This is a genomic window from Acinetobacter sp. YH12235 (genome assembly GCF_013417705.1).
Lineage (GTDB): Bacteria > Pseudomonadota > Gammaproteobacteria > Pseudomonadales > Moraxellaceae > Acinetobacter.
On sequence record NZ_VPDL01000011.1, the window covers coordinates 84,061 to 100,231 of the forward strand.

Annotated in this window: 17 protein-coding genes and 2 pseudogenes; 13 read left to right on the forward strand and 6 right to left on the reverse strand. The window is 43.3% G+C overall.

The features are described 5' to 3' along the window. Window positions 1–163: 163 nt before the first annotated feature. Window positions 164–2,329, forward strand: a pseudogene (locus tag FTV13_RS07720) (type VI secretion system Vgr family protein); the annotation flags it as partial. Here the strand turns inward: FTV13_RS07720 and FTV13_RS07725 are convergent. Continuing rightward, a pseudogene (locus tag FTV13_RS07725) lies at window positions 2,319–2,438 on the reverse strand (IS982 family transposase); the annotation flags it as partial. The pseudogenes FTV13_RS07720 and FTV13_RS07725 sit on opposite strands and share 11 nt — an antisense overlap. 97 nt (window positions 2,439–2,535) lie before the next feature. Between FTV13_RS07725 and FTV13_RS07730 the strand changes: the two are divergent. Then, window positions 2,536–3,225, forward strand: a complete 690-nt coding sequence (locus FTV13_RS07730; RefSeq protein ID WP_180011612.1) for a hypothetical protein — start codon at window positions 2,536–2,538, stop codon at window positions 3,223–3,225. Between the two features lie 53 nt (window positions 3,226–3,278). Here FTV13_RS07730 and FTV13_RS07735 read toward each other — a convergent pair whose 3' ends face one another. Beyond that, entirely contained in the window at window positions 3,279–4,199 is a 921-nt protein-coding gene (locus FTV13_RS07735) for a Dyp-type peroxidase (RefSeq protein WP_180011614.1), read from the reverse strand. A gap of 160 nt (window positions 4,200–4,359) precedes the next feature. On the opposite strand from FTV13_RS07735, the gene FTV13_RS07740 reads away from it, so the two are divergent. Continuing rightward, a complete protein-coding gene (locus FTV13_RS07740) occupies window positions 4,360–4,980 on the forward strand; it encodes a LysE family transporter (RefSeq protein ID WP_179992718.1) in 621 nt (206 codons plus the stop codon). Between the two features lie 39 nt (window positions 4,981–5,019). On the opposite strand, the gene FTV13_RS07745 is transcribed toward FTV13_RS07740, so the two are convergent. The 4 genes from FTV13_RS07745 to FTV13_RS07760 are packed head-to-tail and all read right to left on the reverse strand — an operon-like array spanning window position 5,020 to window position 7,559. Next, on the reverse strand, window positions 5,020–5,490 hold the full coding sequence (locus FTV13_RS07745) for a DUF523 domain-containing protein (RefSeq protein ID WP_180011616.1): 471 nt from the start codon (window positions 5,488–5,490) through the stop codon (window positions 5,020–5,022). A 3-nt stretch (window positions 5,491–5,493) separates the two neighbouring features. Then, window positions 5,494–6,294, reverse strand: coding sequence for a zinc ABC transporter permease subunit ZnuB (znuB, locus tag FTV13_RS07750; protein WP_180011618.1), 801 nt, complete (start codon window positions 6,292–6,294; stop codon window positions 5,494–5,496). Window positions 6,295–6,297: 3 nt separating this feature from the next. Next, window positions 6,298–7,080: a zinc ABC transporter ATP-binding protein ZnuC gene (gene znuC, locus FTV13_RS07755; protein WP_180011620.1), complete on the reverse strand. Its 783-nt coding sequence runs from the start codon at window positions 7,078–7,080 to the stop codon at window positions 6,298–6,300. Beyond that, window positions 7,062–7,559: a transcriptional repressor gene (locus FTV13_RS07760; RefSeq protein WP_005233384.1), complete on the reverse strand. Its 498-nt coding sequence runs from the start codon at window positions 7,557–7,559 to the stop codon at window positions 7,062–7,064. Before FTV13_RS07760 ends, znuC begins: the two co-directional genes overlap by 19 nt. 145 nt (window positions 7,560–7,704) lie before the next feature. Between FTV13_RS07760 and FTV13_RS07765 the strand changes: the two genes are divergently transcribed. From FTV13_RS07765 to FTV13_RS07810, 10 genes are all read left to right on the forward strand, one after another. Continuing rightward, window positions 7,705–8,544: a metal ABC transporter solute-binding protein, Zn/Mn family gene (locus tag FTV13_RS07765; RefSeq protein WP_180011622.1), complete on the forward strand. Its 840-nt coding sequence runs from the start codon at window positions 7,705–7,707 to the stop codon at window positions 8,542–8,544. A 170-nt stretch (window positions 8,545–8,714) separates the two neighbouring features. After that, a complete protein-coding gene (locus FTV13_RS07770; RefSeq protein ID WP_166139355.1) occupies window positions 8,715–9,113 on the forward strand; it encodes an ATP synthase subunit I in 399 nt (132 codons plus the stop codon). A gap of 104 nt (window positions 9,114–9,217) precedes the next feature. Then, a complete protein-coding gene (gene atpB / locus FTV13_RS07775) occupies window positions 9,218–10,093 on the forward strand; it encodes a F0F1 ATP synthase subunit A (protein WP_004780701.1) in 876 nt (291 codons plus the stop codon). Window positions 10,094–10,175: 82 nt separating this feature from the next. Next, window positions 10,176–10,421, forward strand: a complete 246-nt coding sequence (gene atpE, locus FTV13_RS07780; protein ID WP_000424060.1) for a F0F1 ATP synthase subunit C — start codon at window positions 10,176–10,178, stop codon at window positions 10,419–10,421. 39 nt (window positions 10,422–10,460) lie between these two features. Further along, window positions 10,461–10,931: a F0F1 ATP synthase subunit B gene (locus tag FTV13_RS07785; protein ID WP_004780703.1), complete on the forward strand. Its 471-nt coding sequence runs from the start codon at window positions 10,461–10,463 to the stop codon at window positions 10,929–10,931. Between the two features lie 14 nt (window positions 10,932–10,945). Continuing rightward, the gene (locus tag FTV13_RS07790) at window positions 10,946–11,482 is read left to right on the forward strand and encodes a F0F1 ATP synthase subunit delta (protein WP_004970141.1); all 537 of its coding nucleotides are present in this window, start codon (window positions 10,946–10,948) and stop codon (window positions 11,480–11,482) included. Between the two features lie 46 nt (window positions 11,483–11,528). Next, window positions 11,529–13,073 carry a F0F1 ATP synthase subunit alpha gene (atpA, locus tag FTV13_RS07795; RefSeq protein ID WP_004780707.1) on the forward strand — a complete coding sequence of 515 codons (1,545 nt, stop codon included), beginning with the start codon at window positions 11,529–11,531 and terminating at the stop codon, window positions 13,071–13,073. An 88-nt stretch (window positions 13,074–13,161) separates the two neighbouring features. Continuing rightward, window positions 13,162–14,031, forward strand: coding sequence for a F0F1 ATP synthase subunit gamma (gene atpG, locus FTV13_RS07800; protein ID WP_004780708.1), 870 nt, complete (start codon window positions 13,162–13,164; stop codon window positions 14,029–14,031). Window positions 14,032–14,061: 30 nt separating this feature from the next. After that, window positions 14,062–15,456: a F0F1 ATP synthase subunit beta gene (gene atpD / locus FTV13_RS07805; protein ID WP_004780710.1), complete on the forward strand. Its 1,395-nt coding sequence runs from the start codon at window positions 14,062–14,064 to the stop codon at window positions 15,454–15,456. Window positions 15,457–15,482: 26 nt separating this feature from the next. Continuing rightward, the gene (locus FTV13_RS07810; RefSeq protein WP_004780711.1) at window positions 15,483–15,902 is read left to right on the forward strand and encodes a F0F1 ATP synthase subunit epsilon; all 420 of its coding nucleotides are present in this window, start codon (window positions 15,483–15,485) and stop codon (window positions 15,900–15,902) included. The last annotated feature ends 269 nt before the right edge of the window (window positions 15,903–16,171 follow it).

The following is a 16,171-nucleotide window of genomic DNA, read 5'->3' on the forward strand; positions in this document are numbered from 1 at the left end:
GGTTGAAACAGAATACATCTTCTATTTCATAAGCATAGAGGATATAAGGTCAGGTTAAGGCTATTCGTGGTTAATTCATGTGAAATAAATACCAAGATGGATTGTTCTAAGCTTATTCCCTAAAATCAGTGCGATAAAAATAACCTCAAATAATAATTATAAAATGCTACAGAGTATTTATACGGTGCTTGAAGGCTTGGGTCTAAGCTCACAGAAGCGTGCACTTCATCTCCGATTTTCCAATGAAATTTTAAATTCTCAGGTTCTGATTCAGCGTATTGAAGGCAGGCACTGGATCAATGAGGGGCTACATGCTGAATTACTTTGTCTATCCACTCATCCCTATATTGCTTTAAAACAGTTTATTGGCTGTCAGGTTGCTGTTGATCAGGTCACTGATCAAGGTGAGCTTTTCCGGACTACAGGTATCATTACCGCAGCTAAACAGGGGCATAGCGATGGTGCTTTAAGTGTCTATCAGCTGACTCTCGAAGATGCGACTTCACTTTGGCATAAACGCCGTAATAGTCGTGTGTTTTTGAATAAAAGTGTCAAAGAAATCAGTGAAATTTTGTTTGCTGAATGGCAAAAGCGAAGTGGCTTATTTGCGCAAAGTTTAAGTTTGGATCTTTCCGGACTAAATCGTGAATATGATGTACGGCCATTGGTCATACAGTCCAATGAAAGTGATTATGACTTTCTGACCCGCCTATGGCGTAGTGAGGGTATTAACTGGCTGATTGATGAAAAGGAATTAATCATTTCAATATCAGCTCGAACCATTCAGCCACAAGTCCTGCGTCTTGTTGATGAGCAGCAATATTTTCAAGCCTTAAAGCGCCGTTCCATCCGCTTCCATCGCAGTCATGCAACTGAGCAATTCGATACTATCACCAGCCTAATCGCTGAGCGACAACTTGTACCAAACAGTGTTGCATTGCAACGCTGGCAAGCTATAGATCTGGAGCAGGAGCAAAACCAGCGATTGGTGAATATTCAGCAGAGTAGTGTTCAGGATCATACTAGTTTAAATCTGGAAGATGTCTGGAACATCAGCCCAGCTTGGACCAGTGACCTAAATAGAGAAGATCAGGCTACATCATCCAGTCCAGCTCAACTGGATCAACTCAGTCAGCAACTTAGTCACTATCATGCCATGCAGTCCAAATATTTTAAGGCCAGCAGTAGTGTTCGTGATGCCCAAGTGGGTTACTGGTTTGAACTGCATGATCATCCCGAAATTGATCAACATCCGTGCAATGAGCGTGAATTTTTAATTTTGGGCAAACACTTCTATAACCAGAATAATTTACCAAAAGACATTTTGCTACAGGTGGATCAGCTCATGCTGTCCAGTCGCTGGAAAGTTCTGGATGACGAGAGACAAGGCAATGAGCTGTATTTAATTCGTCGAGATATTCTGGTGATACCTGAATATCATCCACTACAACATCGGCCAATGGCCTATCCACAACGGGCGAAAGTGGTAGGGCCTGAAGGTGAGACTATTTATGTCGATGAATGGGGACGCGTGAAGGTTCGTTTTTTATTTACCCGTAGTGAAGATCATCAGCATGATGGTGGTGCTGGCGCCAATGGTAATGACACTGATTCGGCCTGGGTAGATGTGCTAACGCCATGGGCAGGTGAAGGTTATGGCGCCCGATTCCATCCACGTATCGGGGAAATCGTAGTGATTGATTTCTTCGAAGGGGATATTGATCGTCCCTTTATTGTTGGATGTATTCATGAAGCTGAACGTTATCAAACTATGTTTGATAAGAAGGGCCAATTGCCACTCACTAAAAAACTAAGTGGTATCCGTTCTCAAGAGGTGGGTGGCGAAGGTTTTAACCAGCTTCGCTTCGATGATACAACTGGACAGATTAGTGCACAGCTGCAAAGTAGTCATGGGGCCAGTCAGCTAAATTTAGGAAATCTAAGTCATCCAAAAGAAGATGAGGCTAGCGACGGGCGTGGTGAGGGCTTTGAGTTAAGAACAGATCAATGGGGAGCACTTAGAGCGGGAGCTGGCTTGCTTCTCTCTACCTATAAACAAGAAAATGCCAATGCCAATCACTTAAATGCCAGTCCTGCGAAAAGCCAGCTTGAATCTAGTTTGAATCATAGTAAAGCCTTAAGTGAGATTGCCAAAAATCAGCAAACAGATCCCTTAGAAGGGTTAGATCATCTGAAAAAATTTCTGGATCAGATTGAACAGCAAGATCAAAGCAAGGCTGAAACCTTTAAACAGGCTTTAATGCTGCTGTGCGCACCGAATTCAATTGCACTCTCAACTAATGAAGATCTATACCTTTCAGCTGATCAGTTCGGACTCTGGAGAAACGACGACTTTGTTTAAGGAAATTCCAGTAGGTTGCTTCAAATTTAAGAAAGAAATCATCAATTACGCAAAATAATTCGGTACTATTAAACATCGGGACTAGAGTTTTAAGTTTTATGTGGTAACTCAACTGATGGCTCTAGTCCTCTTATTTTTCAAGTCAATTTTTTATCCGCGATTCGGGTTAAAATATGAAAATACTTAAATCTATAGTAATAATTAGCAGTAGCTTCTTTTCACTATTATGTCACGCAAAAAATATAGATTGGAATGATTACCAGCAAAGTGCTACCCAAATTAAAGAACCAGTTTTATTTCTGGATCAATTTGGTAGATTCTCTCAATTAAATAAAAATTTAAAATTAAGTTTAGTTGATTATGGGGATAAAAACAAAAAATATTCTGGTGGAGATTACATTCTTAAGAGTTATGGCGTCGAAGTTTTAAATAATCAAAAAACTTATATTTTATATCAAGGTACTATGCCTTTAAAATCAACTGTAGATTTAAAAATACTTTATCAAGATAAAAAAATAGTTGCCTTTCGGATAAGGGAATTTAGTGAATTAGATTATGTGAAAAGACCTTATAAAAAATTTATATCTAACTTTTTTATATATAATAAGTTATCAAATTTAGTTATTGAAGCTCCAGTAGTAAATTCTTCATCTGCTAATTTAGAAAGTGATTACGGGAGTATATTGGCTGGTGATAATTTTTCTTATATTAAAGAAGAGAAAAAATATTTATATAATGCCAATATTAGGGAAATTAACAGGAAAATTAATGACTATAAATTGATTTTAGATTCAGATTTAAAGTGCTTAACATTTACTCTAGGGTGTGAAAATATTAATTATAGAAATTTTCTTAAAAAATAATTTTTTAGATTGCTACATTATGGAGAATGTAGCAATCACCGACCTTATAAATTTTACCCTTCCAAAATCTCTTCCAACAACTCCTCACTCGGTGCAAAGTAATACGCACCATCCATTGGAGTCACGAAGTGTAGCAAGCGGTCATGGATCCCATCGCCTGATGTACCAAACATGCGCACTAACATGGTATCAATGATTTTCAGGTCTTTGGTATAAGCAATGAAGAATAGACCTTGGTCACCACGACCATCTCCATAAGGTAGAGAGTGACGTAGAATTTCCATTTCCTCGCCTTCCTCATCTTCAACGACAGTACGAGCGATATGCGCATTGGCAGGTTTTACTTCATCCTCGAGCTCAATCGATTCAAGTTTGGTACGACCCATCACTTGTTCTTGAGCATCGACTTTGAGTTTTTTCCATTTATCCAAGTTATGGGCATAACGCTGCGCAAAAATGAATGAACCGTCTTGGAAAATGCCAGCATCTTCACCAAGTAAAGCCACTTCAGCTCGATCATCCGGGAATTGCGGATTTTCAGTCCCATCAATGAAACCGGTAATATCACGGCCATCAAAGTAACGGAAGCAAACACGCTCATCTAGTACTTCAACCTGATCGCGAATACCTTCAAAGAAAGACTGACTCAAGGCGAAACAGATATCGGCACGCGCACTGGCAATATGGATCAGCACATCTGCCGGTACCACAGGCATATTAAATGAACCTTGAATTGGCTCTAATTGTTTAAAACCAGCAGGTGCCTGTTCATACAATTTTGACCAGAGTTCAGGACCAAAAGCGACAGCCGTTTTAATTTGCGCATTCGGATGTTGGGTAATCAGGCGATCGCGTGTCGTAAATAGCTCTTTTAATCGTTCCTTAAAATCTTCGATACTGAGATTTTTCAGACGTAAAACAATAAAGCGAGCATGATCTGAAGGTAATGGCAAAATTACAGATTGGGCTGTCATTCATGGCTCCTGTAATAAATTTTCTGTATCCAATCCTGCTATTGTGCCTGAAGCGCTATAGAGTGAATAGTATGCAGTCTGATGTTTAAGCAATTTTTTTGGCTGAAAATATTGGAAAAGTCATATAATTAGATCCTGAATTTGAATGAGTTAAATCTCTATGTCCTATCAAGTCTGGTTTGCTTATATGTTAGCCTGTTGGGTGATCAGTATTTCCCCAGGTGCGGGAGCTATTGCTTCGATGTCGAGCGGACTGAATTACGGTTTCCGACATGGATACTGGAATGCGCTCGGCCTGCAACTCGCCCTATTGGTTCAAATTGCTATTGTGGCTGCCGGGGCAGGGGTATTGTTCGCGACTACACCTTGGGCATTTCTTGCTGTGAAATGGTTTGGGGTTGCTTATTTACTGTATCTGGCCCTTTTGCAGTGGAAAGCACCAGCGCAGTCGATTGAAATTAAACATGAACTCGCACGAAAATCAGCTGGGAAACTCGTCATTCACGGTTTTCTGGTCAATATGAGTAATCCCAAGGCAATTGTATTTTTGCTGGCAGTATTACCGCAATTTCTGGACTTATCTAAACCGCAATGGATTCAATATGTGATTATGGCCGCGACTATGGTAACGATTGATCTGATCGTAATGGCAGGTTATACCGGTCTGGCTGCCAAGGTTCTGCGACTTTTGAAATCGCCAAAACAGCAGAAAGTCATGAATCGAACTTTTGCCAGCTTGTTCGCCGGAGCTGCGTTTTTATTGAGTTTGGTGCATCAGTAGGGAAACCTCTCCTTAAAGGAGAGGGAATTCAACGATCTCTTAAAGAATCATCTGTAAAAATTCATCTTCAGTCATGACCTCAATATCATGCTGTTTAAATAATGCAGCCGTTACGCCATCACCCTGAATTTTATTGCCAGTAAATGAACCATCATAAATCAGCTTGCTGCCGCAAGATGGACTATTGGCTTTTAAGACTGCATGGGTGACTTGAAATTTCTGTGCTAGTTCCAAGGCAGCATAAGCTCCCTGTATAAAAGCAGTAGATATATCTTGTCCTTGAATATCTGTTACTTGAGCTAAACCTTTAAGAACTTCTAATCCTGTACCGCCTTGAATTTCTGCGGCGGGTCGGGGGATAGGCAAACTACCACTGACTTCAGGGCAAATTGTGACATATTGATCTGGTAGCAAATGATCGACCAACTCTTTTACCAGACAGTCGCGACCATCATAACGAACCTTGTGTCCGAGCAAGCAGGCACTAATTAGATAAAATTTACCTGCCATGTCTTAAGCCAGTTTTTTAAACTTCTGCAAGATAAAAATAGCAGCAAACAGCACTGACATGGTCAGCACAATGGTCAGACCTGTTGACGTATTCAGACCTGCACTTGACCAGAGCCCAACCGTCACACCAATTTGTGCAATCACAAAAGCCCAGATCACCATTTGACGAGGCGAGTTTGCCAGTAGGCGAGCCGTCAAAGCTGGAATGACTAGAAGTGCGCCCATCAAGAGTGAACCGACCGCACGTAATGCCAATACAGTAAACAGTGCCAATAACAGCATAAAGATTAGACGTTGCAGTTTTGCATTCACCCCTTCACTGATCGCCATATCAGGATCAATCGCAATTTGGATTTGCGCCTGCCAGCTTTTATACAGGACAGCCAAAGCCAAGATAATCACGACGGCAAAAGTAGGAAGATCTGTCCATGAGATAGTGAGTAGATCACCAAATAAATAGCTAAGCAGTTCCGGTCTTAAACTCGGTAAATGCTGAATGAATAACAGGCCTGAACAGAGCAGGGTGGCGGAACAGAGTGCCAACAATGCATCATTCGGCAAGCGTGGATCATATAATACCCAGAGTACAGCGACCAGCAAGATAGCGATAAAGCTGACCCCCATCCAGAGTGGCAGGCTCATCGCACCGGCAATGGCAACACCGAGCAAAGTACCATGTGCCATCGTATCTGCAAAGAAAGACATACGACGCCACAGCATCAGACAGCCGAGTGGTGCGGTCAGGAACACCAAGAGTGTTCCCATAATCCATGCAGGTAATAGGAGAGATAACCAATCCATCATGGCTTAAGCTTCCGGCTCGGGGTGAATGTGGGGACGTGAATCGTGCTGACAAGGTGTCGCGGAGTCACCATGGGCACAGTGATCATGATGATGTTGGTAGAACACCCGGTTGGTACCAAAAATGGCTTGATATTCTGGATGTTGCTGTACGCTTTCTGGCAGGCCGCTACAACAGATATGTTTGTTCAAGCAGACCACACGATGTGTACCTTGCATTACCCATTGCAGGTCATGTGAGACCATTAAAATGGCACAACCATATTTTTCTGGCAGGCTGCGCACATATTCATACAGTTCGGCTTCGGACTGAATATCCAGTCCCTGCATTGGCTCATCCAGTACTAGAATATCCGGCTGACGTAATAAGGCGCGTGCTAGCAGGACACGTTGACGTTCACCGCCGGAAAGCTGTTGTACTTTAGAATTTTCCAGTTTGGCAATACCGGTATCACGGATAATTTCAGCTTTAATAGCTGAAGGGCATTTTTCTAACGCCAGCAGATCTTTGACACGTAGCGGTAAACTATGTGAAGGATTGAATTTTTGTGGCACATAAGAGAATTTCAGCTTGCGCGCCGTTTTGATTTCACCGGATTTCGGTTTGACGATCCCAAGCATGGCCTTTATTAAAGTCGACTTACCGGCACCGTTTGGACCAATCAGCGTAACAATCTCTTTCTCCTGCAAAGAGAAATCAATCGCCTTTAAAATGTCACGATCATCAATATTGACCCAGATCTTGGAAAGCTGGATCAAGGGTGATGCATTCAAGCTTTGTTGCGACACTGCTGACAGATTCCTGAAATTTCGATAATGCTGTGGTGTGCACTAAAATCGTCTGAAGCCGCCAAGGCATCCAGTTGTTCTAATAAACCTTGTGCAGATGCTTCTTTGACTGCTTTACATTCAGTACAAATCAAGAATGCCGCCTGATGGCCTTCACGCGGATGGCAGCAGGGAATATAGGCATTAATAGAGGTCAGGCGGTGAATAAAGCCTTTTTCTAATAAAAAGTCGAGTGTACGGTACACCGTTGGTGGGGCAGCGGGACGGTCGCTGGCATTTTTCATTTGTGCCAGCAGGTCATACGCACCCATCGGGCCGCTTGCATTCAGAATCAGTTCCAGTACCTCTTTGCGTAAAGGAGTGAGGCGTGCGCCACTTGCCGCACAAAGACTCTCTGCTTCGGCCAGACGTTGCGCGACATTTGGATGGTCGTGTACGCCGTGCAATGCATTGTGGTGTTCGTGCGAACATGAACCCATAGTTCACCTCAGGTGCGAAACTGAAAATTAAAAGATTTCAAATCTTAACATGAAGCGCCCAGAGTTTCGATTGGGCATAGGTATTTTTGTAATTTTGTTATATTATAACACTATTAAATTTGTCCTTATATAGCGATTTCTCTTCATGTTCCGTTTCCTTGCCCTGTGTAGCCTGGCTTTGTTCAGTACCATTAGCTGGTCGCAAAGTCTGGTGGTTTCAACGCAGCCGATTTATCTGATTGCCAAGACCATTACTCAAGGCGTGGAACAGCCGACTTTATTACTGGCCAATCAAAGCGGTCATGATGTCAGTCTGACCCCGGCACACCGTAAAACGATTCAGGATGCCGGCCTGGTGATCTGGTTAGGGCAGGCACATGAAGCGCCGTTGGCAAAAGTGTTGAACAATAACAATAAAAGTATCGCGATTTTAGATTCGGGTATTCTGACCACTTTACCAATGCGTAATCCACGTGGGCAAGCCTTAAAAGATACCGTCGATACCCATGTCTGGCTCGATCCCAACAATGCAGTACGTATCGGTTTCTTTATTGCAGCCTTACGTTCTCAGCAGCTGCCTGAGCATCGGGAGGCCTATTGGAAAAATGCGCGTGACTTTGCCCAAACCATGTTTTTGACTGCACAGCGTTATAGTTCTACAAGTAAAGCTCAACCTTATTGGTCCTATCATGATGCCTATCAATATCTGGAACGCCCATTGAATCTGAAGTTTATGGGAGCTTTAACCGATGACCCACATGTGTCACCAACCGTGGCGCAAATCAAATATCTGCAAGACACTCGTGTGCAGAGCAAAATGTGTCTGCTGGCAGAAGCGCATGCTGGTGAAAATCAGTACCGAAAACTGAAACCGATTGTATTCCAGAGTGTTGATGAAAGCATGAGTGGGGCAGGGGACTTTATCCAGGCCTGGCAGAAATTGGCCGAGCAAACCCGTAAATGTGTGTTAAATGCCCATCAATGATTTAAAAATAATCAAGTTTTGATTAGTTTGCCAGCATTTGATCTGTTGAAAAAAACACGACTAAGGTCGGGAAAAGATTGCATGTTCAGGGGTGTAACTCTATAATGCCTGCGATTAAAAATAATCATCAGCTAAACTTGTCAAGCATGCTTGCTGTGAGTGAATAAATAATGAGCCGAACTAGTCGCTTGATTGACCGACGATTAGCGAAAGCTTTAGTCCTCTTACAAGCATTAATGATTCCTGTTTCAGCCTTGATTGGCTGGGTCGTGAAAGACTCAACCGTAGCCTTGAGTGCCGCTTTGGGGGCGTTCGTCTGCTGGCTTGCGAGTTGTTATTTTTCATGGCAATCATTTCGAGCGGCAGGAGCCCGGGCATCTAAGCAGGTTCTTTCGAACATGTATAAAGGCTTGATGGGCAAGTTTGCAATTGTGATTGTTGGTTTCATTTTAATTTTAAGCAATGTCAAGCCGTTATCCCCGGTTGCGTTGTTTTGTGGTTTTATGCTCGTTCAAGCCATGTCGTGGGTCGCTCCTTTTTGGGTGTCACGTCTACAAAAGCGAGTTTAAACACAACAAAAAATTGAAAAGTTTTTTTAGGAGCAGGCGAGATATCAAGCAGCACGCGATATTCGTTTGTTCTATAGTTTTTTGACATTGACCAGGTGTGATTTATGGCTGCTGAAGAACATGCCCTTACTTCGACCGAGTATATCAAGCATCACTTGACCAATATGACCTATGGCAAAATGCCAGACGGTACATGGAAATTGGCCGAGAACGGTGCTGAAGCTCAACAGATGGGGTTCACTGCTATTCACTTGGATTCAATGGGTTGGTCAATCGGCCTTGGTATCATTTTCTGCTTGTTATTCTGGCTCGTAGCGAAAGCTGCAAACTCTGGTGTTCCTACCAAGTTCCAGTCTGCAATCGAAATGATTATCGAGTTTGTTGACTCAAGTGTACGCGATACCTTCCATGGTAAATCGCGTTTGATCGCTCCACTAGCGCTAACCATCTTCGTGTGGATTTTCCTCATGAACTTGATGGACCTTATCCCGGTTGACTGGATTCCTTATGTCGCTCAACACGTGATTGGTGGCCTGTTTGGTATTGATCCACACCACGTATACTTCAAGATCGTTCCATCTACTGACCCTAACATTACCCTTGGTATGTCATTGTCTGTATTTGCACTTATCTTGTTCTACAGCATCCGTGAAAAAGGTGTTGGCGGCTTCGTTGGTGAACTAGCACTTAACCCATTTAACCCAAGTAACCCAGTTGCAAAAGCGATCCTTATTCCAGTGAACTTGATTCTGGAATTGGTAACCTTCCTTGCACGTCCAGTTTCATTGGCTCTACGACTATTCGGTAACATGTATGCGGGTGAGTTAATCTTCATTCTTATCGCGTTATTACCGTTCTGGATCCAGTGGGCGTTATCTGTGCCTTGGGCGATCTTCCACATTCTTGTTATTACGCTACAAGCATTCATTTTCATGATGCTGACTATCGTATACTTGAGCATGGCAAGCGAAAAGCATTAATGGTATTGCCTAACTGTCACGGGATGGTTGGGCACAATTTTTTAACTTAATTTGGTATAAACCTAACCTCTGAGGAATTATCATGGAACTCACTTTAGGTCTAGTTGCAATTGCATCTGCTATCTTGATCGCTTTCGGTGCTTTAGGTACTGCGATTGGTTTTGGTCTTCTAGGCGGCCGTTTCCTTGAAGCTGTAGCTCGTCAACCAGAATTGGCTCCACAACTTCAAACTCGTATGTTCTTAATCGCGGGTCTTCTTGATGCTGTGCCTATGATCGGTGTTGGTATTGGCTTGTTCTTCATCTTCGCTAATCCATTTGTAGGTTAATCAGCTTAATTCCGAAATTCACTATTTGAGGAATTTGCAATGAATATCAACCTCACATTGTTTGGCCAAGCGATTGCGTTTGCGATTTTCGTCGCATTCTGCATGAAGTTTGTATGGCCACCACTAATCAATGCGATTAGTGAACGTCAGCGTAAAATCGCTGATGGCTTAAACGCTGCTGAAAAAGCGAAGGCTGACCTTGCAGATGCGCAAGCACAAGTGAAAGCTGAACTGGACGCGGCAAAAGCACAAGCGGCTCAATTGATCGAACAAGCGAACCGTCGTGCAGCGCAATTGGTCGAAGAAGCTCGTACTCAAGCGTCAGCTGAAGGTGAGCGTATTCGTCAACAAGCTAAAGAAGCTGTTGATACTGAAATCAATGCTGCTCGCGAAGAATTACGTCAACAAGTGGCTGCTCTTGCAGTTGCTGGTGCTGAGAAAATTCTTAGCCAGCAAGTTGACGCAGAAGCTCACAATGCCATGCTGACTCAGCTGGCTGCTAAACTTTAAGAGAGAGGCAGATTATGGCTGAACTCTTGACGTTGGCACGCCCATACGCTAAAGCAGCATTTGCTTACGCTTCTGAGCAAGGTGCAACTGACAATTGGTCAACAGCACTTAACTTGCTCAGTGCTGCGGTGCAAGACGAAGCATTTTCAGCTTACTTAAATCGCCCTGAGCTTACGCCTGCTGAGCAGGTGAGTATTTTTGCCAAAGTTTTAGGTGAAGACCAAACTGCAGCAGTGTCAAACTTTTTGACATTGCTTGCTGAAAACAACCGTTTGGCTTTGCTTCCTGAAATTCAAGCAGAATACGAACAGCTCAAATCACAGAATAACAATACTGTGGATGTTGTGATTGAATCAGCATTCCCATTGACTTCTGTACAAGAACAAATTCTTGCTCAAGCGTTAGAAAAACGTTTCGCTGCGGCAGTAAATGTTTCTGTAGAAGTGAACCCAGCGTTAATTGCGGGTGTGGTTATTCGTGCAGGCGACCAAGTGATAGATGATTCTGCGCTTAATAAGCTTGAAAAAATGCGTACTCGTCTTCTAGCTTAATTGCATATAAGAAGACTGAACTTTAAAAAGATTGAGGTATAGCGCAATGCAACAACTGAATCCATCCGAGATCAGTGCGCTCATTAAACAGCGTATCGGCGATCTGGACACCAGCGCGACCGCTAAAAACGAAGGTACCATTGTTATGGTATCCGACGGTATTGTGCGCATTCACGGCCTTGCTGATGCAATGTACGGTGAAATGATCGAATTCGACGGCGGCTTATACGGTATGGCACTGAACCTAGAACAGGATTCAGTGGGCGTCGTTGTTTTAGGTAACTACTTAAGCCTTCAAGAAGGTCAAAAAGCTCGTTGTACAGGTCGTGTATTAGAAGTTCCGGTTGGTCCTGAACTTCTTGGTCGTGTCGTAGACGCTTTGGGTAACCCGATTGATGGTAAAGGCCCTATTGATGCAAAACTTTCTGATGCTGTTGAAAAAGTAGCACCAGGCGTAATTTGGCGTCAATCAGTGGATCAACCTGTACAAACTGGTTATAAATCAGTAGATACAATGATCCCAGTAGGCCGTGGTCAACGTGAGTTGATCATTGGTGACCGTCAGACTGGTAAAACAGCTATGGCGATCGACGCGATCATCGCTCAGAAAAACTCTGGCATTAAATGTATCTACGTTGCAGTTGGTCAAAAACAATCAACTATTGCAAACGTAGTACGTAAGCTGGAAGAAACTGGCGCTATGGCGTATACAACTGTTGTAGCAGCAGCTGCAGCCGATCCAGCAGCAATGCTGTTCTTGGCTCCATACTCTGGCTGTACAATGGGTGAATACTTCCGTGACCGCGGTGAAGACGCTCTGATCATCTATGATGACTTGTCTAAACAAGCTGTTGCTTACCGTCAAATTTCATTGCTTCTTCGTCGTCCACCAGGTCGTGAAGCTTATCCAGGTGACGTGTTCTATCTACATTCACGTCTACTTGAACGTGCTTCTCGTGTATCTGCTGACTACGTTGAGAAATTCACTAACGGTGAAGTTAAAGGCCAAACTGGTTCATTAACTGCATTGCCGATTATTGAAACTCAAGCAGGTGACGTATCTGCATTCGTACCAACCAACGTAATTTCGATTACTGACGGTCAGATCTTCCTTGAAACATCATTGTTCAACGCGGGTATCCGTCCTGCTGTGAACGCGGGTATCTCTGTATCTCGTGTTGGTGGTTCTGCGCAGACTAAAGTCATCAAGAAATTGTCTGGTGGTATCCGTACTGCACTTGCACAGTACCGTGAATTGGCAGCGTTTGCTCAGTTCGCTTCTGACCTTGACGAAGCAACTCGTAAACAGCTTGAACACGGTCAACGCGTAACTGAGCTTATGAAGCAAAAACAATATGCTCCATACTCAATCGCTGACCAAGCTGTATCAGTTTATGCATCTAACGAAGGCTACATGGCTGACGTAGAAGTGAAGAAAATCGTAGACTTTGACGCTGCGTTAATTGCTTACTTCCGTTCAGAACACGCTGCGTTAATGCAAAAAATTGACGAGACTGGTGCTTGGGATAAAGATATCGAAGCTGAATTCAAAGCTGGTATTGAAAAATTCAAAGCGACTCAAACTTACTAATTTAGCAACTTGCTAGATTGGTGTTGGTTTGGTTCACGGAATCAACCTTCGAGGGCTCGTAAGGGCCTTCGAATACTAGGTTAAGCGTATGGCAAATTTAAAAGAAATTCGCGCCAAAGTAGCTAGTATCAAAAGCACGCAGAAAATTACTCGCGCGATGCAGATGGTAGCAGCTTCTAAGATGCGTCGTGCGCAAGAGCGCATGGCACAAGGCCGTCCGTATGCCGAAAATATGCACCGTGTAATTGCTCATTTGGTACAAGCGAATCCTGAATATAAACACCGTTATATGGTTGAACGTCCTGTTAAGCGCGTTGGCTATATCATTGTGTCTTCAGATCGTGGCCTTGCTGGTGGTTTGAACATTAACCTGTTCAAGAAAGTGGTAAAACACGTTCAACAGCAACAAGAGCAGTCAATTGAAGTTCAATTTGCTTTGATTGGTCAAAAAGCGGTTTCGTTTTTTAAAAACTACGGCGGTAAAGTGCTTGGTGCGACCACTCAAGTGGGCGACACTCCAAGTCTTGAACAGTTATCTGGTTCTGTACAGGTGATGTTAGACGCTTATGATAAAGGCGAATTAGATCGTATTTATCTGGTTTCTAACGGCTTTGTCAACGCCATGACTCAAAACCAAAAGATCGAACAGCTTGTTCCTTTGGCAGCTGCTGAAGAAGACAAGACGCTTAACCGTCAATACGGTTGGGATTACATCTACGAGCCTGAAGCTGAAGAGCTTTTAAATGGCTTGTTGGTTCGTTACATCGAGTCTGTGGTGTATCAAGGTGTGATCGAAAACATCGCGTGTGAGCAGTCTGCTCGTATGGTTGCAATGAAAGCTGCAACTGATAACGCGGGTGAATTGATCAAGAACCTGCAACTTATTTATAACAAGCTGCGTCAAGCCGCGATTACTCAGGAAATTTCTGAGATCGTTGGTGGTGCCGCTGCCGTTTAACATATATTAGTTTGAATTGAGGAGACAGCAATGAGTAGCGGTCGTATCATTCAGATCATCGGCGCGGTTATCGACGTCGAGTTTGAACGTAACAGCGTTCCTAAGATCTATGACGCTCTCCAAGTTGACGGTACTGAAACTACATTAGAAGTTCAGCAACAACTTGGTGATGGCGTAGTTCGTACTATTGCAATGGGTTCTACTGAAGGCCTTAAGCGTGGTTTGAACGTAACTAACACTAACGCTCCGATCTCTGTACCAGTAGGTACAGCGACTCTTGGCCGTATCATGGACGTTCTTGGTCGCCCGATCGACGAAGCTGGTCCTGTTGCGACTGAAGAGCGTTTACCAATTCACCGTCAAGCGCCTTCTTATGCAGAACAAGCGGCTTCTACTGACCTTCTAGAAACTGGTATTAAAGTCATCGACTTACTATGCCCGTTCGCGAAAGGTGGTAAAGTTGGTCTGTTCGGTGGTGCCGGTGTTGGTAAAACTGTAAACATGATGGAGTTGATCAACAACATCGCGAAAGCGCACTCAGGTTTATCTGTGTTTGCTGGTGTTGGTGAACGTACTCGTGAAGGTAATGACTTCTATCACGAAATGAAAGACTCTAACGTTCTTGACAAAGTAGCAATGGTCTACGGTCAGATGAACGAGCCACCAGGTAACCGTTTACGCGTAGCGTTGACTGGTTTGACTATGGCTGAGTACTTCCGTGATCAAAAAGACGAAAACGGTAAAGGCCGTGACGTACTATTGTTCGTCGACAACATCTATCGTTATACACTAGCGGGTACTGAAGTATCAGCACTTCTAGGCCGTATGCCATCTGCAGTAGGTTACCAACCGACTCTTGCAGAAGAGATGGGTGTTCTTCAAGAACGTATTACATCTACTAAGTCTGGTTCTATTACGTCAATCCAAGCGGTATACGTACCTGCCGATGACTTAACAGATCCATCGCCTGCAACTACGTTCGCTCACTTGGACGCAACTGTTGTATTGAGCCGTGACATCGCTTCTCAAGGTATTTACCCTGCGATTGATCCACTTGACTCTACTTCACGTCAGCTAGATCCACTTGTAGTTGGTACTGAGCATTACGAAATCGCTCGTTCAGTTCAAAACGTTCTTCAACGTTATAAAGAATTGAAAGACATTATCGCAATTCTTGGTATGGACGAATTGTCAGAAGAAGACAAACTTACTGTATACCGTGCACGTAAGATCCAACGTTTCTTCTCTCAACCGTTCCACGTAGCTGAAGTGTTTACTGGTGCTCCTGGTAAACTTGTACCGCTTAAAGAAACGATTCGTGGCTTTAAAGGTCTTCTAGCTGGTGAATACGATCACATCCCAGAACAAGCGTTCTACATGGTTGGTGGTATTGACGAAGTGATTGCTAAAGCTGAGAAACTTTAATTAGTTCCCTAATTTAGGAGATTCTCATGGCGACTATGCAATGTGACGTTGTAAGTGTTCAAGAGTCTTTGTACTCAGGCACTGTAACTATGCTAATTGCTAAAGGTGCTGGCGGTGAGTTAGGTATTATGCCTGGTCACGCTCCGCTGGTAACTTTGCTCCAACCTGGCGCGATCCGCGTTATTTTGGAAAACGGTACAGAAGAATTAATCTATGTATCTGGTGGTGTTCTAGAAGTTCAACCGCATGTTGTTACGGTTCTTGCTGATACAGCAGTCCGTGCAGAAAACTTGGATGAAGCTGCAATTATTGAAGCGCGTAAACACGCTGAACAATTGCTAGCAAATCAAAAGAGCGATTTGGACTCTGCTGCTGCTTTGGCTGCTCTTGCAGAAACTGCTGCTCAGCTGGAAACGATCCGCAAAATCAAAAACCGTGCAATGTAATTGCTGGTTTAAGATTGAAAAAACCACCCGAAAGGGTGGTTTTTTTATATAAAAACTATTTTGAAAAAAGTTACCAGATTTTAGCCTTATGAATAATTATTTTAAGAAAACTATATAGCTCTAATTTGTACCACTCGATATAACTTTTACCTGCGCTGCGTAATCTTTTGAACCAATCTGTAAGCAAAGTCATAGTCAGAAAAAAACAATGCTAAGTTGATATGGCGTCTTTAAGCTTTTCAGATTTATTCAATAAAAAGTTTCACGCT